Genomic DNA, 20,509 nt, shown 5'->3' with positions numbered 1-20,509 from the left:
CTGTTCTCCGAATGCTTAGACCTGTAGCCAGAATGTCACCGGACCATCGTTGACCAGCGCCACCTGCATGTCGGCGGCGAACTCGCCGGTCTGGGTCTCTACGCCGCGTTCGCGGCACTGGCCAACAAAATATTGATACAACCGATCGGCTTCCTGCGGCGCGGCGCCGCGCGAGAAGCTGGGCCGCATGCCTTTCTGGGTGTCCGCCGCCAGGGTGAACTGCGAAACGACCAGCACGCTGCCCCCGGCCTGCTGGACGTTGAGGTTCATCTTGTCGTTCTCGTCGCCGAAAATGCGGTATCCCAACACGCGTTCGCACAGGCGCTGCGCTTTTTGCTCGTTATCGCCCTGCTCCACGCCCAATAACACTAACAAACCGGGGCCAATTTTGCCTACCGTCTCGCCACCCACCGTGACGCTGGCGTTTAACACCCGTTGAATCAACGCAATCATTCCTGCTGCCCTTCTGCTTTTGGTTCCTGTTGCTCCGCCTTCTGCCGGCGGTAGTCGCGATATTCGCCGATGGTCACGGTGATTTCCGCGCCAAGTAACACGATACACCAGCTCCAGTAGACCCACAGGAATAAAATCGGGATCACCGCCAGCACGCCGTAAATCAGCTGATAGGAAGGGAACATGGTGACGTACAGCGCGAATCCCTTCTTGCCCAGCTCGAACAGCAATCCGGCCACCACCGCGCCAATCAGCGCGTCTTTGGGCGGCACGCGCACCGTCGGCACGATGCAATACAGCAGCCAGAAGGAGATGCACGACAAAATCAACGGGAAGATGCGCAGCACCTGATCCACCAGGCCATTGACGCCGGTCTGCGCCAGCCAGTTGAGCGACAGCAGGTAAGAACTGATGGCCATGCTGGCGCCCACCAGCAGCGGCCCCAGCGTCAGCACCATCCAGTACACGGCGAAGGAGAAGACGATCGGCCGTTTGTTCTTGCTGCGCCAGATGGTGTTCAGCACGCTGTCCACCGAGGAAATCAGCAACAGCGCAGTGACGATCAGCCCGCAGGTGCCGACGGCGGTCATCTTGTTGGAATTGGCGACGAACTGTTCCAGGTAGTTCTGGATCACGTTGCCGGCGGCCGGCACGAAATTGGAAAAGATAAAGCTCTTCAGCTGCTCGCTGATGTCGGAAAACATCGGGAAAGCCGCGAACAGCGCGAACACCACGGTGACCAGCGGCACCAGCGACAGCAGGGAAACATAGGCGAGATGGCCCGCCAACATCGTCAGGCCATCATGATCGATACGCTGGTACAGCAGCCGTCCGAAGGTGACGCCGGGCTTAATCGCAGAGGGCAGCTTCTTGCGGCGGAAAAACGACATGGTCACTCCTTGATGTCCGTTGATACGCCTTAAGCTTAACGCGCCCTGCGCTCATTGAGCAAAATAGGCCGGCACCACGTCGCGATCGGTGACGTGCACCGTCTTGATCCCCAGCGCCTGCGCGGCGAGGACGTTCGCCGGGTGATCGTCGAAGAACACCGCGTCGGCGGCGGCGGTGTTTTCCGCGGCCAGCACATGTTGATAGATATCGGCCTCCGGCTTGCGCATGCCGAGATCTTGCGACAAATAGAGATGATCGGCGGCGGCGGCCACTTCAGGATAGTGCTGCGGCCAGTAGTTGCAGTGCAGACGGTTGGTGTTCGACAGCACCACCACCCGGTGACCTTCGTTGCGCAGGCGCTGCATGATGTCGATCACTTCCGGGCGCAGCGCGACAAATACCGCCTGCCAGCCGGTGGCGAATTGTTCGAAGCTGAGCGCAATGCCCATTTCATCGCACAGCTTGCCGGCGAAGTCTTCATCGCTGATTTCACCGCGCTCATGTTGCTGGAACACCTCACCCATGGCGAAACGATCGGACAGCACCGCCAACGGCGTGCCGCTCAAATTGCTCCACACGCCCAGCACACGCTTGAAATCGATATCGACGATCACATTACCTAAATCAAAGATATACAGCATAGTCCTCTCCTGATGGGCCGGTGAGATTTCACTGTAGCGGGAAAAGGAACAGCTGAACAGGGAGCGAACGGAAAAGCGCATAGCGCGCCGCACAAACGGGGAACAACAGAGGAAAAAACTCAGGGCGCGAGAGCCGCGCCCTAAGCATGAGACACTCAATCAGCGATTAAGCGTCTTTTGGACCGCGGCTGGCACGCTTACGATCGTTTTCCGTCAGGTGACGCTTACGGATACGGATCGAGGTTGGCGTCACTTCTACCAGTTCGTCGTCATCGATGAACTCCAGAGCTTGCTCCAGGGTCATTTTGATGGCCGGAACCAGGGTAGTCGCTTCGTCAGTACCGGAAGCACGCATGTTGGTCAGCTTCTTACCGGTCAGACAGTTTACGGTCAGGTCGTTGGAACGTGAGTGAATACCGATGATCTGGCCTTCATACACTTCCGCACCGTGGCCCAGGAACAGCTTGCCGCGATCCTGCAGGCCGAACAGCGCGAACGCGACCGCTTTGCCTTGGCCGTTGGAGATCAGCACGCCGTTCTGACGCTGGCCCACTTCGCCCGGACGCACGTCGTCGTAGTGGCTGAAGGTGGAGTACAGCAGGCCGGTACCCGAAGTCATGGTCATGAATTCGTTACGGAAGCCGATCAGACCGCGGCTTGGGATCACGTAGTCGAGACGCACGCGACCCTTACCGTCCGGATCCATGTTTTTCAGGTCAGCTTTACGCTCACCCATCGCTTGCATCACGGAACCCTGATGCTGCTCTTCGATATCCAGCGTTACGTTCTCGAATGGCTCCTGCTTGCGGCCATCGATTTCGCGGAAGATAACTTTCGGACGGGAAACCGCCAGCTCGAAACCTTCGCGACGCATGTTTTCGATCAGCACCGACAGGTGCAGCTCGCCACGACCGGATACGCGGAAGGCGTCCGCATCGTCGGTTTCTTCGACGCGCAGCGCCACGTTGTGCACCAGTTCTTTGTTCAGACGATCCAGGATCTGACGCGAGGTCACGTACTTACCTTCTTTACCGCAGAACGGCGAGGTGTTGACGTTGAAGAACATGGTTACGGTCGGTTCGTCGACGGACAGCGCCGGCAGCGCTTCTACGGCGTTGGTGTCGCAGATGGTGTCGGAGATGTTCAGCTCGCCCAGGCCGGTGATGGCGATGATGTCGCCCGCTTCCGCCAGGGTGCTGTCGATACGCTCCAGACCCAGATGACCCAACACTTTACCCACTTTACCGTTGCGAGTTTTGCCTTCGCTGTCGATGATGGTGACCTGCTGGTTCGGCTTCACTTTACCGCGCTTGATGCGGCCGATGCCGATAACGCCCAGGTAGTTGTTGTAGTCCAACTGGGAGATCTGCATCTGGAATGGCGCTTCCAGCTCAACCTGCGGCGCAGACACGTGGTCGACGATCGCCTGATACAGCGGGGTCATGTCTTCCGCCATGTCGGTGTGGTCGACACCGGCGATGCCGTTCAGCGCAGAAGCGTAGATGATCGGGAAGTCGAGCTGCTCGTCGGTCGCGTCGAGGTTCACGAACAGGTCGAACACCTGATCCACAACCCAGTCAGGGCGCGCGCCAGGACGGTCAACCTTGTTGATGACCACGATCGGCTTCAGACCGTTGGCGAAGGCCTTCTTGGTCACGAAGCGGGTTTGCGGCATAGGGCCATCCATTGCATCCACAACCAGCAGCACCGAGTCAACCATCGACATCACGCGCTCTACCTCGCCGCCGAAGTCGGCGTGTCCCGGGGTATCCACGATGTTGATACGGTAACCGTTCCAATTAATGGCGGTGTTTTTTGCGAGGATGGTAATCCCACGCTCTTTCTCCAAATCGTTGGAGTCCATTACGCGTTCGGTGGCTTCCGCACGCTCTCCGAAAGTACCGGATTGTTGCAGCAGCTTATCAACCAGGGTGGTTTTACCATGGTCAACGTGGGCAATAATGGCGATGTTACGCAAATTTTCGATCACAGCTTTGCCTCGGGCATTAGAAATAGCGCGCTATTGTACACGTATTAAGCGAGGGACTAAACAAGATCACAACCATCTCTTATAAACAACCGCGTACCGGTCAGTTTGTGATCCCTTTCACGGTGCAAAAAGCCGCAATCGTTGCACTTTTGCACCATTTCAGTGCCCACGCCCACCCCAATTGCACCATTCCGGTGCAATTTATCACTAATGGTGCATACTGTGGTTGGGTAAAACCCGCGCAGAAAGGCGATGAAAGCCTTTTTTAAAAGTTGGCACGCTTTTCGCTTTAGTCTTTTCAAGGCGAAAAAAAGCCAGTTCCACAGATTCGTTCCACGACGACGACAATGATAAACCGGGAGAGTTAAGTATGTCCGCTGAACACGTTTTGACGATGCTGAATGAGCATGAAGTGAAATTCGTAGACCTGCGTTTCACTGACACCAAGGGTAAGGAACAGCACGTGACTATCCCGGCTCACCAGGTAAACGCCGACTTCTTCGAAGAAGGTAAAATGTTTGACGGCTCCTCTATCGGTGGTTGGAAGGGCATCAACGAATCTGACATGGTGCTGATGCCGGACGCCAGCACGGCGGTTCTGGATCCGTTCTTCGAAGAACCTACGCTGATCATTCGCTGTGACATTCTCGAGCCGGGCACCATGCAAGGCTACGATCGCGACCCGCGCTCCATCTCCAAACGCGCCGAAGACTTCCTGCGCTCCTCCGGCATCGCGGACACCGTGCTGTTCGGGCCAGAGCCTGAGTTCTTCCTGTTCGACGACATCCGCTTCGGCAGCAGCATCCGCGGTTCCCACGTGGCGATCGACGATATCGAAGGCGCCTGGAACTCCGGCACAAAATACGACGGCGGCAACAAAGGCCACCGTCCGGCGGTGAAAGGCGGTTACTTCCCGGTTCCACCGGTCGACTCTTCGCAGGATCTGCGTTCCACCATGTGTCTGACCATGGAAGAGATGGGCCTGGTGGTTGAAGCGCACCACCACGAAGTGGCGACCGCCGGTCAGAACGAAGTGGCGACCCGCTTCAACACCATGACCAAGAAAGCCGACGAAATTCAGATCTACAAGTACGTGGTGCACAACGTGGCGCACGCCTTCGGTAAAACCGCGACCTTCATGCCGAAACCCATGTTCGGCGACAACGGTTCCGGCATGCACTGCCACATGTCGCTGTCCAAGAACGGCACCAACCTGTTCGCCGGCGACAAATACGGCGGCCTGTCTGAAACCGCACTGTTCTACATCGGCGGTATCATCAAGCACGCCAAGGCGATCAACGCGCTGGCCAACCCGACCACCAACTCGTACAAACGTCTGGTGCCAGGCTACGAAGCGCCGGTGATGCTGGCTTACTCCGCCCGTAACCGCTCCGCGTCTATCCGCATCCCGGTGGTCGCCAGCCCGAAAGCGCGCCGCATCGAAGCCCGCTTCCCGGATCCGGCGGCTAACCCATACCTGTGCTTCGCCGCACTGCTGATGGCCGGCCTGGACGGCATCATCAACAAGATCCACCCTGGCGATGCCATGGACAAGAACCTGTACGACCTGCCGCCGGAAGAAGAAGCCGAGATCCCAAAAGTGGCCGGCTCGCTGGACGAGGCGATGGCCGCACTGAACGAAGACCGCGAGTTCCTGACCCGCGGCGGCGTGTTCACCGACGATGCGATCGATGCCTACATCGAACTGCGCAAAGAAGAGATGGACCGCATTCGCATGACGCCACACCCGGTCGAGTTCGAACTGTACTACAGCGTCTAAGCCCTACCCGCGCCGTCTGAAAAGGCGGACGGCGCCCACAATTTTTGTTATCGCTTTTTTGTTGCCGTGGAAACTTTCAGCCCATCTTCGGATGGGTTTTTTTCTCCACCGTATTTTCTGCAAAACTATTCCATACCGCGTCGATCCCGGATGGAGTAGGATAGATGCACTAAAAAGGTGCAGGAGTCTGCTGTATGGCAACTGGCAAGCTGCCCGATGCTGGGCAGATCCTCAATTCACTCATCAACAGCATCCTGCTGTTGGATGACTCACTGGCAGTTCACTACGCCAACCCGGCGGCACAGCAGCTGCTGGCGCAAAGCTCCCGCAAGCTGTTCGGCACGCCGCTGCCCGATTTGCTTGGTTATTTTTCGCTGAACGTCTCTTTGATGCGCGAAAGCCTGCGCGCCGGGCAGGGCTTCACCGACAACGAAGTAACTCTGGTGGTCGACGGCCGCGCGCATATCCTTTCCCTGACCGCTCAAGCGCTGCCGGAAGGCTATATCCTGGTCGAACTGGCGCCGATGGACAATCAGCGCCGCCTGAGCCAGGAACAGCTGCAGCATGCCCAACAGGTGGCGGCCCGCGATCTGGTGCGCGGTTTGGCGCACGAGATTAAAAACCCGCTGGGCGGCCTGCGCGGCGCGGCGCAGCTGCTGGCCAAGGCGCTGCCCGATCCGGCGCTGACCGAATACACCAAGGTGATCATTGAGCAGGCCGATCGGCTGCGCAATCTGGTGGATCGCCTGCTCGGACCGCAGCGGCCCGGCCAGCACATCACCCAAAGCATCCATCAGGTCGCGGAGCGCGTCTGCCAGCTGGTGTCGCTGGAAATGCCGGATAACGTCACGCTGGTGCGCGACTACGATCCCAGCCTGCCGGAAATGGCCCACGACCCGGATCAGATAGAGCAGGTGCTGCTGAACATCACCCGCAATGCGCTGCAGGCGCTGGGTGAGGCGGGCGGCACCATCACGCTGCGCACCCGCACCGCGTTTCAGATTACGTTGCACGGCACCCGTTATCGCCTGGCGGCGCGCATCGATGTCGAAGACGACGGCCCCGGCGTGCCGGCGCAGCTGCAGGACACGCTGTTCTACCCGATGGTCAGCGGCCGTGAAGGCGGTACCGGCCTGGGATTATCCATCGCCCGCAATCTGATCGATCAGCATTGCGGAAAAATTGAGTTCAACAGTTGGCCAGGTCATACCGAATTCTCGGTCTACCTGCCCATTCGCCAGTGAGGTTTGCAATGCAACGAGGGATAGTCTGGATCGTCGATGACGATAGCTCCATCCGCTGGGTGCTTGAGCGCGCGCTCACCGGCGCGGGCCTGAGCTGCGCCACCTTCGAAGGCGGCAATGACGTGCTGGAAGCCTTGGCCACGCAAACCCCCGACGTGCTGCTGTCCGATATCCGCATGCCGGGCATTGATGGTCTGGCGCTGCTCAAGCAGATCAAACAGCGCCACCCGATGCTGCCGGTGATCATCATGACCGCGCATTCGGATTTGGACGCGGCCGTCAGCGCCTATCAGCAAGGGGCCTTCGACTACCTGCCGAAGCCGTTCGACATCGACGAAGCGGTGGCGCTGGTCGAGCGCGCCATCAGCCATTATCAGGAGCAGCAGCAGCCGGTGCGCAGCCAGCCGGCCAGCGATCCGGCGGCGGACATCATCGGCGAAGCGCCGGCGATGCAGGACGTGTTTCGCATCATCGGCAGGCTCTCGCGTTCGTCGATCAGCGTGCTGATCAACGGCGAATCCGGCACCGGTAAAGAGCTGGTGGCGCATGCGCTGCACCGCCACAGCCCGCGCGCCAAATCACCGTTCATCGCCCTGAACATGGCCGCTATTCCCAAGGATCTGATCGAGTCCGAGCTGTTCGGCCACGAGAAAGGCGCCTTCACCGGCGCGAACCAAATCCGTCAGGGGCGCTTTGAACAGGCCGACGGCGGCACGCTGTTCCTCGACGAGATCGGCGATATGCCGCTCGACGTGCAAACGCGCCTGCTGCGGGTGCTGGCGGACGGCCAGTTCTACCGGGTCGGCGGCTATGCGCCGGTGAAGGTCGACGTGCGCATCATCGCCGCCACGCACCAGAACCTGGAGCTGCGGGTACAGGAAGGCAAGTTCCGCGAGGATCTGTTCCACCGCCTGAACGTGATCCGCGTACACCTGCCGCCGCTGCGCGAACGCCGTGAAGACATCCCGCGGCTGGCGCGCCACTTCCTGCAGATCGCCGCCAAGGAGCTGGGCGTCGAGGCCAAGAACCTGCATCCGGAAACCGAAACCGCGCTGACCCGCCTGCCCTGGCCGGGCAACGTGCGCCAGCTGGAGAACACCTGTCGCTGGCTGACGGTGATGGCCGCCGGGCAAGAGGTGCTGATTCAGGATCTGCCGGGTGAACTGTTCGAAACCGCTGCGCCGGAGAGCCCCAGCCACAGTCTGCCGGACAGTTGGGCCACGCTGCTGGCGCAGTGGGCCGATCGCGCGCTGCGTTCCGGTCATCAAAATCTGCTGTCGGAAGCACAGCCGGAAATGGAGCGCACGCTGCTCACCACCGCCCTGCGCCACACCCAAGGGCACAAACAGGAAGCCGCGCGCCTGCTGGGCTGGGGGCGCAATACCCTGACACGCAAGCTTAAAGAGCTGGGCATGGAATAGGAACGGGGTGGATGATGAAAAACGCAGTCCGGCGCACAAAAAAACGCCAACCTCAGGCTTTACAGCCGGCGCGGGCGCAGTATGATCGTGTCGCACACTCTGGAGGTTGACGATGCTGGACTCATTCATCGTATTCATTTCTCAGGGCGCGGAGCTGGGCTCCGCCGCCAGCCACACCCCGCAGGCGGCGGTTGCCGCAGTGTTGTGCGCCGCGCTGATTAACTTCTTCAGTTAAAAAAACAGCCGCATCAGCGGCTGTTTTTTCATCCTCAGATCACCCGAGAGAACTGCTGGCTGCGCGCCTGTTGCCGCAGATAGCGGTCAAAACACATGCAGATATTGCGGATCAGCAAGCGCCCGCGCGGCGTCACACGAATGCCCTGCTCGTCGCGCTCCACCAGCCCATCGCGTTCAAACGGCGCCAGCAGCTGCAGGTCTTCGGCGAAGTAAGCGGTGAAATCGATGCCGTATTGCCGTTCGAGCGGCTGATACGCCAACCGAAAGTTGCAGATCAGGGTTTTGATCAGATCGCGCCGCAGACAATCGTCGTCCGTCAGCGCCAGCCCGCGCCACAGGGCGTTGCCCTGCGCCGGTACGCTCTCATAGTAACGCTTCAGCTCTTTCTGGTTCTGCGCATAGCTGTCGCCGAGCATGCTGATGGCCGACACGCCCAACCCCAGCAGATCGCTGTCGCCCTGGGTGGTGTAGCCCTGGAAATTGCGGTGCAGCTTGCCTTCGCGTTGCGCAATCGCCAGCTCATCGTCCGGGCGTGCAAAGTGATCCATACCGATGAACTGATAGCCGGCGTCAGTCAGGAACGCGATGCTCTGCTGCAGGATATCCAGCTTCTGCTGCGCGCTGGGCAGATCGGCGTCTTTGATTTTGCGCTGGGCGGCGAATAAATTCGGCATATGCGCGTAGTTGAACACGCTGAGGCGATCGGGATCCAGTTCAGCCACCCGCTGCAGGGTGAAGGCGAAGCTTTCCGGCGTCTGTTTCGGCAGGCCGTAGATCAGATCGATATTGGTCGAGCGGAAGCCCAGCGCTTTGGCCCGCTCGATCAGGGCGAAAATGAAGGCTTCATCCTGCTCGCGATTGACCAATTGCTGCACCTGCTTGTTGAAATCCTGCACCCCCATGCTCAAACGGTTAAAGCCTTCGGCGCGTAAATGATCGAGCACATCCAGCTCTATCTCGCGCGGATCGACCTCGATCGACATCTCCGCATCGGGCAGAAAATCAAAATGTTCACGCAGCAGCGCCACCAGCCGGCTGATTTGCGCTTTGTCCAGGTAGGTTGGCGTACCGCCGCCCCAGTGCATCTGGCCAACCTTGCGGCCGGCGAACAGCGGCGCACGGCTGGCGATCTCTTGCGCCAAAACGTTCAGGTATTCGTCGGCCTTGTGCGTCTGGCGCGTCACCAGCTTGTTGCAGCCGCAGAAATAGCACAGCTTATGGCAGAAAGGGATATGCACGTACAGCGACAGCGGCCGCTCAGGGTAGCGCGCCGCGGCGCGTTGAAACGCCGCTTCGTCGTAGCGCTGGTTAAATTCCAGCGCCGTGGGGTATGAGGTATAACGCGGCCCTGAGTAGTTATATTTTTGGATCAGGGCCAAATCCCAGACAATCGTCTGCTCTGACATGCTCACTCCTTCCGATATCTTTTTCTACCGGGCCGGGAGAGGGGCGGTTGTCTGCGCTGTCTGGCCACGGAAGCGCTGCGAAAACGCGCTTTGCGCTTAGACAGCCGCCATAGTTTACCGAATAACCACAGCAGATAACACATCAAGAGTAGGGCTATTGTCGGGATCAGCCACATGGCGCGTTAAAAAGCGTCCTTCGGGTTGCCGCCTTTCAGCAGCTTCAGAATATCTTCCTGCTTCTCTTCTTCTTCCTCATCGTCTTCATCGCCCAGCTCGATGCCCAGCACGTCCATCAGCACATCGATGCGATCCAACGTCTTGTCGACATACGCCTGCTCTTGCGCGTTCAGCGTTTCGCCATCGTCGATGCGATCCAGCAGCGCGTTCAGGCGTTCGTCATTTTCCAGCTTCGCCAGCTCTTCTTCCGGCGACAGGCGCGGTTTCGCTTCGGCCTTTGGCTTCGGTTGCGGTTTAGCCTTCACTTTGGTTTCATCGACCACCAGCGCAACCGGCACTTTACTACCGATACGCGGATCTTTGGCTTCCGCCGCCGATTTGTTTTTCTGGCTGCCGGACTCGACCTGAGTGCGTGAACCGGAAGCGTGGCCGCGGCGTTTTTTCAGGCGTTTGCGCTCGCGCGCTTCCTGATCGAGCTCCATACGGCTTTTCTTTTTCGTTTTTGACTTCGCCGCGCTGCCGCGAGGTGCTTTTGATGGCTGGTTCATAGCGTGTGCTCTTAGGTATGTAGATTCAGTATAGAATTGCGGCGGAATCTAGCAGAAAGCGGACAAAGAAAAAAGGCGGCAGGTTAAACCTGCCGCCTATTTCGCACCTTCTTGCGAAGGGTATTCCTGTTACGCGCTCCTTGCGTACATGCAACATCCCGGTTTTTCCTTCTGCTATAACCGCATTCCCTGCCACTACGTCCTTCATCCTGAAAGGAAAATCGTCCATGGCGCAATCCATTCGCATCCGCTCTTCCCGAGCGCGCTTCCTGCGGGCATCCAAACTGCCGATACTTCACCATCCGATGTGCCTGCCGCCTATTCCGGTGCGAAAGGGTCACTTCCTTTTGTGTTCATCCTGGCACTCATTGCACGCCCTGTGCATTCCCTGAGATTTGTCATCCTTCCCGGATGTTCCCTAATCCTGCGCAACCCTGCGTTAACGAGTACTTTACGTTATTGTTGCGAAGGCTCAAGGCACCTGACACCGATTTGACTGACATTTCCACACAACGAAAAAACAACATGTTGTTTTTAAAATAAAAACAGAAATATTACTTTCGAATAAAGCGACATTACCCGCGATTCGAATGGCAAATGTCTCACAACGTACGGTCGGCTTAACTGTTGTTTTATCGCGCCCCGCCGCTTAAAAACGGAGAAACACGCCATTTTTACCGCTGATGCAGTTATAATCGCCAACCAGTTAGCCATCCTCACGGAGACGAAAAATTTTGACCAGCAAGAACTACAACTATCATGTGACCCATTTCGTCACCAGCGCACCCGATATTCGCCATCTTCCGGGGGATGCAGGAATTGAAGTCGCCTTTGCCGGCCGTTCCAACGCCGGTAAATCCAGCGCGCTGAATACGCTGACCAACCAAAAAAGCCTGGCGCGCACCAGTAAGACGCCGGGGCGCACCCAGCTGATCAACCTGTTCGAAGTGGAAGACGGCATTCGTCTGGTCGACCTGCCGGGTTATGGCTACGCCGAAGTGCCGGAAGAAATGAAGCGCAAATGGCAACGCGCGCTGGGCGAATACCTGCAGATGCGCAACAGCCTGAAAGGGCTGGTGGTGCTGATGGATATCCGCCATCCGCTGAAAGATCTCGACCAGCAGATGATCCAGTGGGCGGTCGACGTCGGCACGCCGGTGCTGGTGTTGCTGACCAAGGCCGACAAGCTGGCCTCCGGCGCACGCAAGGCGCAGCTCAACATGGTGCGTGAAGCGGTGCTGCCGTTTATGGGGGATATCCAGGTCGAAGCCTTCTCATCGCTGAAAAAGATCGGCGTCGACAAGCTGCGCCAGAAGCTGGACACCTGGTTTAACGAGATCCCGCCGGAAGTACTGCCGGAAGAGGACATCGGCGAATAAGCCCTGATCGCACGTTTGAGCCGATGCCTTGCCGCATCGGCTTTTTTATGCCCGCAGATCGGCCGCAGGCGGGATTTTTTGTTATCTAATTACACTTTTGAAATAAAGCCATCATAAAGACTTATTGCCAAAACGGGCTTGTCTCGCCGAATTACGCGGATTGAGGGAGCGAAAGCTGAAATGAAAAGCGGGGCCGAGCGATAGGAAAAACGTATGGTTTGCTGCTGTTTTTACAATAAAAAACGCCCCAGTCAATACTGACTGGGGCGGCTAAATATTCAGCCAAATCCGATTACGTGAAGTAAAAGGTCTGAAAGATAGAACATCTTACCTCTGTACCCTACGCCTGTAACTCTACATCATTTTTTCGCAGGGAAAAAGAATTTTTTGTAGTTTACTTACACAATTTGCGGCGCAAGAACGGCGAAGTTGGGGAAACTATCGCCGCATCTTGTAGCTTAATTACGAAAAGTGCTTAGCTTCTCGCCAGTTAGCGCATACGGCGATAACCCGGCGATCAGTGCGCTTCATCCCAGTTCATGCCGACGCCCACATCGACCTTCAGCGGCACCGCCAGGGCCATGCTGCCTTCCATCAGTTGGCGGATGCGCTGGCTGGCTTCTTCGATCACCGATTCATGCACCTCGAACACCAATTCATCGTGCACCTGCATGATCGCGCGCACCAAGGGCTTCTCCTGCCCTTGCAGCCAGGCGTCGACCTCGATCATCGCACGCTTGATGATATCGGCTGCCGTGCCCTGCATCGGGGCGTTGATGGCGGCGCGCTCGGCCGCCTTGCGGCGCATGGCGTTGCTGGAGCGGACGTCCGGCAGATACAGACGGCGGCCGTCCAGCGTGCTGACATAGCCCTGCTCGGAAGCCTGCTGACGGGTGCGCTCCATGTAATCCAGCACGCCCGGGTAACGCTCAAAGTAGAGATCCATATAGCGCTGGGCTTCCCCACGCGGGATCCCCAACTGACGCGCCAGGCCGAAGGCGCTCATGCCGTAAATCAAACCGAAGTTAATCGCCTTGGCGCTGCGGCGCTGCTCGCCGGTCACTTTATCCAACGGCACGCCGAAAACTTCCGACGCCGTGGCGCGGTGAATGTCTTTCCCTTCGGCGAAGGCCTTCAGCAGCCCCTCATCCTGTGACAGATGCGCCATGATGCGCAGCTCGATCTGCGAGTAGTCGGCCGCAACGATGCGGTAGCCTTCCGGCGCAATAAAGGCCTGGCGAATGCGCCGCCCTTCTTCGTTGCGCACCGGGATATTCTGCAGGTTCGGATCGCTCGAGGAGAGGCGGCCGGTGGCGGTCACCGCCTGATGGTACGAGGTATGCACCCGGCCGCTGACCGGATTGATCATCAACGGCAGCTTGTCGGTATAGGTGGTCTTCAGCTTCGCCAGGCCGCGGTATTCCAGGATCACCTTCGGCAGCGGGTAGTCCAGCGCCAGCTCGGCCAGCACCTCTTCGTTGGTGGACGGCGCCCCGCCCGGGGTTTTCTTCAGCACCGGCAGCTTTTGTTTTTCGTACAGGATCGCCTGCAGCTGCTTGGTCGACGCCAGGTTGAACGGCTCTTCCGCCAGCTCGTGGGCCTGCGCCTCCAACTCTGCCAGACGCTTGGCCAACTCCTGGGAGTGGGCCGACAAAATGGCCGGATCGATCAGCACCCCGGTGCGTTCGATATGCGACAGCACCGGCAGCAGCGGCATTTCAATCTCATTGAATACCGTCAGCAGTTCCGCGCTCTGTTTCAGCTGCGGCCACATCGCCAGGTGCAGCTGCAGCGTGACATCGGCATCTTCGGCGGCGTAAGGCGCCGCCTGCTCCAGCGCGATCTGATTGAACGTCAGCTGGTTTTTGCCCTTGCCGGCGATCTCTTCGAAGGTGATGGTTTTGTGGCCCAGATAACGATCGGCCAGGCTGTCCATATCGTGACGGCCGCCGACGCTGTCCAGCACATAGGACTCCAACATGGTGTCGTAGGCGATGCCGCGCATCTCGATGCCGTAGCGCGCCAGCAGGCTCATGTCGAACTTCAGGTTTTGCCCGACCTTGAGCGCCTTCTCGTCTTCCAGCAGCGGCTTGAGCGCCTCCAGCACATAAGCGCGATCCAGCTGCGCCGGCGCATCCAGATAATCGTGCGCCACCGGCAAATAGGCCGCTTCGCCCGGCGCGATCGCGAAGGACAGGCCGATCAGGTTGGCGGTCAGGGTATCCAGACCGTCGGTTTCGGTATCGAAGGCAAACACGTCGGCCTTTTTCAGCCGCGTCAGCCAGTCGGTAAAGGTCGCTTCATCCAGGATAGTGACATATCCGTCCTGGGACAGCTTGGCTTCCGCCAAGGCTTTCGGCGCTTCCACGGCGGCTGCCGGTTTGGCGGCGCCGGCAGCTTTCGCGCCCGCGCCTTTCTTGTTTTCCAGCCAGACGCCAGCTTCCACGTCCGCCAGCCAGCGTTTGAACTCGTACTGTTTGAACAGCTGTTGCAGCGTATCGACATCCGGCTCAGATACCGTCAGGTCCGCGCAGGTCAGATCCAGTTCGACGTCGGTTTTGATCGTCGCCAGCTTATAGGAGAGGTACGCGACCTCTTTGTTCTGCTCCAGCTTGGCCGCCATGGTTTTGGCGCCGCGGAAGCTCAGCGTGGCGATGTTCTCCAGATTGCCGTACAGCGCATCCAGCCCGCCGATCCCCTGCAGCAACGCCTGGGCGGTTTTCTCGCCCACGCCCGGTACGCCGGGAATGTTGTCCGATGAATCGCCCATCAGCGCCAGGAAGTCGATGATCAACTCCGGCGGAATGCCGTACTTGTCGCACACTTCCTGCGGGCCGAGGATCGTGTTGTTCATGGTGTTGATCAGGGTGACGTTCGGCGTCACCAGCTGCGCCATGTCTTTGTCGCCGGTGCTGATCAGCACCGCATGGCCGGCCTTTTCGGCCTCCAACGCCAGCGTACCGATAACGTCGTCCGCCTCAACGCCGGGTGTCACCAGCAGCGGCAGGCCCATCGCTTTGACCATGCTGTGCAGCGGCTCGATCTGCGCGCGCAGATCGTCCGGCATCGGCGGCCGGTGTGATTTGTATTCAGCGAAGAGATCATCGCGGAAGGTCTTCCCTTTGGCATCAAACACCACGGCAACGTGGCTCGGTTGATACTGCAGCAGCAGGCTGCGCAGCATATTCAGCACGCCGTACATCGCGCCGGTCGGCTCGCCCGCCGAGTTGGTCAGCGGCGGGAAGGCGTGATAAGCGCGGTAGAGGTAGGAGGAACCGTCAACCAGGATTAGTGGGTTTTCTGCAATCTGGGCCATAGCGTTTCTTTATCGTGATCGGACATAGAGGTAAGCATGCCATAGCTGGCCGCCGGAGACGAACCTTAGCGTGCATTGCGGACGAAAATGATGTGATTGTGTGCGAGGATCCGCAAGATCTTACCTGTGGATAACTTTGTGCATAGAAAAGAGACCGAATTATAACGCTGCGATTATCGTTATAACGGCGAATAAAATTCCTATTTAAATCACCGCGTTAAAAGAACGAATTCCGGCGACGCTTTATTACTGGCATTTATTGAATTTGTGGATATAACTTTCGCCGGATTTTAATCGCACTATTAATCAAATTCGGCGCCTCAATTACCATAGCACAAGCTGGACAAGTTGCACGAAAACTCAGCAAATGGTTATCCATCGAGACGAAAAACAGTGATTTTTAGCGGCGCTTTACCCCGGCGATTTCTGTTAAAATGCGTTTTTGTTCATGCGCTTTGGCATGCAACGATGTTCCCAACAACCGTCAGCCCATAATCATGCCAAGATTGTTAACGCCTGTTATCTTTATCATTTCCGTCATACTTACCATTCTGGTGACGGTGTTGTGCTCCATCCCCATCACGCTGGCCGGCATCGTGAAACTCCTGGTGCCCATTCCCGCCGTCTGGCGATATATCTCGGCTTTCGCCGATTTCATGATGTGGTGTTGGTGCCAAGGGCTGGCGCTGTTATTGCGCATTAATGGGCAATTGCGTTGGGATATTGAAGGGCTGGAAGGGTTGGATCGCAAAAACTGGTATCTGCTGATCAGCAACCACGAAAGCTGGTCGGACATTGTCGTGTTATGCGTGCTGTTCAGAAATCATATTCCAATGAATAAGTATTTCCTCAAGCAACAGCTCGCCTGGGTGCCTTTTGTCGGCCTGGCCTGCTGGGCGCTGGATATGCCATTCATGAAGCGTTATTCCCGCGCCTATTTGCTCAAGCATCCGGAAAAGCGCGGCAAGGATATCGAAACGACGCGCCGTTCCTGCGAAAAATTCCGCCAGCGTCCAACCACCATCGTCAATTTCGTCGAGGGTTCGCGCTTCACTGAAGCCAAGAAAATTAAAAGCAATTCGCCGTATCGCAATTTGCTGGCGCCTAAAGCCGCCGGCATCGCGTTTACGCTCAGCGCGCTGGGCAATCAGTTCGACAAAGTGTTGAACGTTACTCTGCTCTATCCGGAAAATAACCAGCGGCCTTTTATGGATATGCTGTGTGGGCGGCTGACGCGTATCGTGGTGAGAATAGAGACGCTGCCGATCGATGAAACCCTGCACGGCGACTACTTCAACGACAAACAGTTCAAGCGGCGCTTCCAGCTGTGGCTGAATACGCTGTGGCAGGAAAAAGACCGGTTGCTGGATAAATTGAAGCGGCAATACGGATAAAAAAACGCCGGCGATGCCGGCGTTTTTCATATTGAATCAGGCTTATTTCTGCTGGCTGAGGAATTTAACCACATCGGCGAACTGCTTCACGTAAGCGTCCATCGAGCTGGTGTCCAGGCCATCGTTTTTAACCATGTATTTGCCGTTGACGAATACCGCCGGCACGCCGCGCAGCTGCAGATCTTCTGCGGCTTTCTCCTGTTGAACCACCAGAGATTTCACCACGAAGCTGTTCCAGGCCGCGTCATAATCTGCAGCGGTCACGCCCGCTTTCACGAAGACGTTGCGGATATCGTCCGGCGTTTGCACGGTCTGGGTTTTCTGCACCGCTTCAAACATCAGCGGGCTCACCTTGTCTTCCACGCCCAGCGCCATCGCCACCGCCCACGCCTGAGTCAGCTGTTTGCCCAACGGCCCCAGGAACTCCACGTGGTACTTGGTCATTTTGGTGCCGGCAGGCAGCGCTTTCTTTACGTTCTCAGACACATGATAGACCTGCTCGAACTGGTAGCAGTGCGGGCAGTAGAAGGAGAAGAACTCCAACACCTGCGGCTCGCCGGTCACCGGTTTGTCCAGAGTCACATACTGAGCGCCATCGCTAAACTGTGCCGCCGAGGCGCTGAATGCCATCACCATGCCAACGAGCGCCAACCATATTTTTTTCATAAGACTAAACTCTCCATTGTGTTAAAGCTTCAATACATTGGCGTCAGCTGCAGAGGAGGCTCCTGCAACAGCTTAACCTGTTCGGTGAAGGCCGCAGTCTGAGACAACCAGAAATCAGACTCCGCCATCCACGGAAAACTCTTAGGGAAGGCCGGATCCTGCCAGCGGCGAGCGACCCAGGCCAGGTAATACACCATGCGCATCGCCCGCAGTGGTTCAATCAACGCCAGCTCGCGCTGATCGAACTCGGCAAATTCGCTATACGCCTCCAGCAAGACATCCAGCTGCATCAGTTGATCGCGACGTTCGCCATGCAGCAACATCCACAGATCCTGCACTGCCGGGCCGTTGCGCGCGTCATCAAGATCGACGAACAGCGGGCCATCGCGCCACAGAATATTGCCCGGATGGCAGTCACCGTGCAAACGGCGCGGCTGCCAGTTCAGATGCCAGTGCGACTTGATCGCCGCAATCAGATTATCCGTCGCCTGCAGGAACGCGTCACGCTGCGTTGCCGGTAGCAGCCCGCAATCGGCCAGCACCTGACGCGGGGCGGTGAGGTACTCTTCAATCCCCATCGTTGGCCGCTCAGCGAACAAACGCTCACCGCCGACCTGGTGGATACGCCCCAGAAAGCGGCCCACCCATTCCAACTGATCCAGATTGTCTATCTCGTATTGCCGGCCCCCCACGCTGGGGAACAGGGCAAAGAAAAAACCGCCGTGCGTATGCAGGGTAGCGCCTTGCAGCGCCAACGGCGCCACCGCCGGGATCTCCGCACCGGCCAGATCCAGAGCGAACTGATGTTCCTCACCGATCTGTGCGGCGCTCCAGCGCTCCGGGCGGTAAAACTTCACCACGTAGCGCCGGCGATCTTCGTCCATAAACTGATAGACGCGGTTCTCGTAGCTGTTCAGCGCCGTGAGGCCGGAATCGACGCGCAGGCCAACTCCTTCTAGCGCGTCCATAATCAAATCGGGCGACAGGGTTTCGAAATTAAAAGCAGAGTTATTCATAACGTTCGTTTGATCGCTGACAGCACGGTGCCGGGAATGAGAAATAGTAGCATTAATGGCGCATTTCACGCGCTATGCTTTCTCGCACCGCACGAGGATCAGTCCTTGATAACGCCGCGAGCGCGCAGCAGCGCCGTTTTAAAATCTTCTTCGTAATCTTTCTTCAGACCCGGGATCTGATCCGTGCCGGCGCTACCGCGCATTTTCAGGTGATAAATGAGAATGTCGTCGCTCAGTTCGGACAACTCGCCCTGGAAGCCCGCTTCCTTCGCCAGCTTTTGCAAAAACTGCATCAAATTGAGATCGGGATCTTCCTGCCAGGCCGGGTGCAACAGCTCGATCAACTCGTTTACGCGATGCGTTTTCATCTCAATATCGTCCAATAGCATGAATAAACTCACAAAGTAACAGGCTTACCCACACAGTGAAAGAACCGGCTTGTCAATAAAGGTAAATCCTGATGTCACGCCTGCTTTAGCGCTACAATCAGCCCATCGACAAGGCGGGATAAACGAGATGCATAAAGAAATCAGCGGCGTCATTTTGGCCGGTGGACGGGCCACGCGTATGGGCGGTGAAGACAAAGGCCTGGTGTCGATTGGTGGTATCGCACTCTATCAACACATATTGGCTCGGTTACGGCCGCAGGTGGCTTCCATCGTCATCAGCGCCAATCGCAATCAGGCATGTTACCAGGCGAGCGGTTTGCCGGTGATTGGCGATCTGACGCCCGATTTCGCCGGGCCGTTGGCCGGTATGCTGGCCGGACTCAAGCAATCTTCCAACGAATGGGTGGCCTTCGTCCCTTGTGACGTCCCCGACTTTCCCGCTGACTTAGTGGCACAACTCTGGCGGCAAAAAGGCGCTGCGCCGGCTGCCTTTGCCAGCGATGGCGAACGTGATCACCCTACGCTGGCGTTACTGCATACCCAAATAGCGCCGCAGCTGGCCGACTATCTGGCGCGCGGTGAACGCAAGCTGATGCTGTTCTTGCATCAGATTAACGCACAACGCGTGGTGTTCAGCGGACAACAAGCGGCATTTCATAACCTGAATACGCCGGAAGACTGCCGACATTGGCAGCAAACACGAGAGTTAAAGAAATGAATCGTTCATTGCCCCCCTTGCTGGCCATCGGCGCCTACAGCGGTACGGGAAAAACCACCCTGCTCAAACAGCTGATCCCGTTGCTGAAACAGCGCCAGGTAAGGATTGGACTGATCAAACATACGCATCACGATATGGATGTGGATACGCCAGGTAAGGACAGCTATGAGCTGCGTAAAGCGGGCGCCGATCAGACGCTGGTCGCCAGCGATCGCCGCTGGGCATTAATGACCGAAACGCCGGAGCAACAACCTTTGGATCTACGCTACCTGGCAGAGCGTTTTGATGCCGATAAGATCGATTTGATTCTTGTTGAAGGGTTTAAACATGAGCCGGTCAGCAAAATCCTGCTTTATCGGACCGAGATCGGCAAACCGTTGGAAGACATGTTGGATCAGTTTGTCGTGGCGGTAGCCAGCGACCGACCACTATCCATCTCAGCTAAGCAGCTGGATCTCAATCAACCGGAAAGCATCGCCGACTTTATTGTCGAGTGGTTGAAAGGCGCAGCGTAGCTGCGCTTTTTTACGTTTTACGCACAGCAAAAAGCCCTGAACGTCAGTTCAGGGCTTTCGGCTTTATTTGATGCCTGGCAGTTTATGGCGGGCGTCCTGCCCGCCCCCCTTCGGGCCGTTGCTTCGCAACGTTCAAATCCGCTCCTGGCGGATTTGTCCTACACCATTCGTCTCAGGATGCCCATGCTCGGGCAGAACGCCAGATAACAGACAAAACAAAAAGCCCCATGCTTTCGCATGAGGCTTGTTGTTTTATTTGATGCCTGGCAGTGTCCTACTCTCGCATGGGGAGACCCCACACTACCATCGGCGCTACGGCGTTTCACTT

19 protein-coding genes are annotated in these 20,509 nt (G+C 57.5%); 8 read left to right on the top strand and 11 right to left on the bottom strand.

Features of this window, described 5'->3' with window-relative positions; all coding sequences use genetic code 11:
* Window positions 1–15: 15 nt before the first annotated feature.
* The 4 genes from dtd to typA all read right to left on the bottom strand — a co-directional run bounded on the left by dtd (window position 16) and on the right by typA (window position 3,975).
* A complete protein-coding gene (gene dtd / locus AC2CGQ_RS23515) occupies window positions 16–453 on the bottom strand; it encodes a D-aminoacyl-tRNA deacylase (RefSeq protein ID WP_025304712.1) in 438 nt (145 codons plus the stop codon).
* A complete protein-coding gene (locus AC2CGQ_RS23510) occupies window positions 450–1,343 on the bottom strand; it encodes a virulence factor BrkB family protein (RefSeq protein WP_021504485.1) in 894 nt (297 codons plus the stop codon). The genes dtd and AC2CGQ_RS23510 overlap by 4 nt, the downstream gene beginning before the upstream one ends.
* 51 nt (window positions 1,344–1,394) lie before the next feature.
* Complete coding sequence (yihX, locus tag AC2CGQ_RS23505; protein ID WP_004931242.1) at window positions 1,395–1,985, bottom strand: glucose-1-phosphatase; 591 nt, start codon at window positions 1,983–1,985, stop codon at window positions 1,395–1,397.
* 166 nt (window positions 1,986–2,151) lie between these two features.
* Entirely contained in the window at window positions 2,152–3,975 is a 1,824-nt protein-coding gene (typA, locus tag AC2CGQ_RS23500) for a ribosome-dependent GTPase TypA (protein WP_004931243.1), read from the bottom strand.
* 370 nt (window positions 3,976–4,345) lie between these two features.
* Between typA and glnA the strand changes: the two genes are divergently transcribed.
* The 4 genes from glnA to AC2CGQ_RS23480 all read left to right on the top strand — a co-directional run bounded on the left by glnA (window position 4,346) and on the right by AC2CGQ_RS23480 (window position 8,655).
* On the top strand, window positions 4,346–5,755 hold the full coding sequence (glnA, locus tag AC2CGQ_RS23495; protein WP_004931244.1) for a glutamate--ammonia ligase: 1,410 nt from the start codon (window positions 4,346–4,348) through the stop codon (window positions 5,753–5,755).
* Between the two features lie 194 nt (window positions 5,756–5,949).
* Window positions 5,950–6,999: a nitrogen regulation protein NR(II) gene (glnL, locus tag AC2CGQ_RS23490; RefSeq protein ID WP_004931246.1), complete on the top strand. Its 1,050-nt coding sequence runs from the start codon at window positions 5,950–5,952 to the stop codon at window positions 6,997–6,999.
* A gap of 8 nt (window positions 7,000–7,007) precedes the next feature.
* A complete protein-coding gene (gene glnG, locus AC2CGQ_RS23485) occupies window positions 7,008–8,420 on the top strand; it encodes a nitrogen regulation protein NR(I) (RefSeq protein ID WP_015379452.1) in 1,413 nt (470 codons plus the stop codon).
* A gap of 112 nt (window positions 8,421–8,532) precedes the next feature.
* Window positions 8,533–8,655: a YshB family small membrane protein gene (locus tag AC2CGQ_RS23480; RefSeq protein WP_015379453.1), complete on the top strand. Its 123-nt coding sequence runs from the start codon at window positions 8,533–8,535 to the stop codon at window positions 8,653–8,655.
* A 34-nt stretch (window positions 8,656–8,689) separates the two neighbouring features.
* On the opposite strand, the gene hemN is transcribed toward AC2CGQ_RS23480, so the two are convergent.
* A complete protein-coding gene (hemN, locus tag AC2CGQ_RS23475; RefSeq protein WP_166445499.1) occupies window positions 8,690–10,063 on the bottom strand; it encodes an oxygen-independent coproporphyrinogen III oxidase in 1,374 nt (457 codons plus the stop codon).
* 182 nt (window positions 10,064–10,245) lie between these two features.
* Window positions 10,246–10,788 carry a Der GTPase-activating protein YihI gene (yihI, locus tag AC2CGQ_RS23470; RefSeq protein ID WP_015379455.1) on the bottom strand — a complete coding sequence of 181 codons (543 nt, stop codon included), beginning with the start codon at window positions 10,786–10,788 and terminating at the stop codon, window positions 10,246–10,248.
* Between the two features lie 734 nt (window positions 10,789–11,522).
* Here yihI and yihA point away from each other — a divergent pair.
* The gene (yihA, locus tag AC2CGQ_RS23465; protein WP_004931258.1) at window positions 11,523–12,167 is read left to right on the top strand and encodes a ribosome biogenesis GTP-binding protein YihA/YsxC; all 645 of its coding nucleotides are present in this window, start codon (window positions 11,523–11,525) and stop codon (window positions 12,165–12,167) included.
* A gap of 278 nt (window positions 12,168–12,445) precedes the next feature.
* Here the strand turns inward: yihA and spfP are convergent, their stop codons facing one another.
* A complete protein-coding gene (spfP, locus tag AC2CGQ_RS23460; RefSeq protein ID WP_071892919.1) occupies window positions 12,446–12,493 on the bottom strand; it encodes a small protein SpfP in 48 nt (15 codons plus the stop codon).
* A gap of 191 nt (window positions 12,494–12,684) precedes the next feature.
* A complete protein-coding gene (polA, locus tag AC2CGQ_RS23455) occupies window positions 12,685–15,483 on the bottom strand; it encodes a DNA polymerase I (RefSeq protein ID WP_085337664.1) in 2,799 nt (932 codons plus the stop codon).
* 497 nt (window positions 15,484–15,980) lie between these two features.
* Between polA and AC2CGQ_RS23450 the strand changes: the two genes are divergently transcribed.
* On the top strand, window positions 15,981–16,877 hold the full coding sequence (locus AC2CGQ_RS23450) for an acyltransferase (protein ID WP_015379457.1): 897 nt from the start codon (window positions 15,981–15,983) through the stop codon (window positions 16,875–16,877).
* 42 nt (window positions 16,878–16,919) lie between these two features.
* On the opposite strand, the gene dsbA is transcribed toward AC2CGQ_RS23450, so the two are convergent.
* The 3 genes from dsbA to AC2CGQ_RS23435 form a co-directional block, all read right to left on the bottom strand.
* Entirely contained in the window at window positions 16,920–17,543 is a 624-nt protein-coding gene (gene dsbA, locus AC2CGQ_RS23445; protein ID WP_004931264.1) for a thiol:disulfide interchange protein DsbA, read from the bottom strand.
* 29 nt (window positions 17,544–17,572) lie between these two features.
* Window positions 17,573–18,559, bottom strand: a complete 987-nt coding sequence (locus AC2CGQ_RS23440; RefSeq protein ID WP_166445500.1) for a serine/threonine protein kinase — start codon at window positions 18,557–18,559, stop codon at window positions 17,573–17,575.
* Window positions 18,560–18,657: 98 nt separating this feature from the next.
* Window positions 18,658–18,927, bottom strand: coding sequence for a YihD family protein (locus AC2CGQ_RS23435; protein ID WP_004931268.1), 270 nt, complete (start codon window positions 18,925–18,927; stop codon window positions 18,658–18,660).
* Between the two features lie 148 nt (window positions 18,928–19,075).
* On the opposite strand from AC2CGQ_RS23435, the gene mobA reads away from it, so the two are divergent.
* A complete protein-coding gene (mobA, locus tag AC2CGQ_RS23430) occupies window positions 19,076–19,666 on the top strand; it encodes a molybdenum cofactor guanylyltransferase MobA (protein ID WP_049240864.1) in 591 nt (196 codons plus the stop codon).
* Window positions 19,663–20,181: a molybdopterin-guanine dinucleotide biosynthesis protein MobB gene (mobB, locus tag AC2CGQ_RS23425; RefSeq protein ID WP_049240865.1), complete on the top strand. Its 519-nt coding sequence runs from the start codon at window positions 19,663–19,665 to the stop codon at window positions 20,179–20,181. Before mobA ends, mobB begins: the two co-directional genes overlap by 4 nt.
* Window positions 20,182–20,509 lie beyond the last annotated feature (328 nt).

Source organism: Serratia sp. DFXYC6 (genome assembly GCF_057196085.1).
The sequence above is the reverse complement of the archived record's forward strand: the minus strand, read 5'-3'. Positions and strand labels throughout refer to the sequence as shown.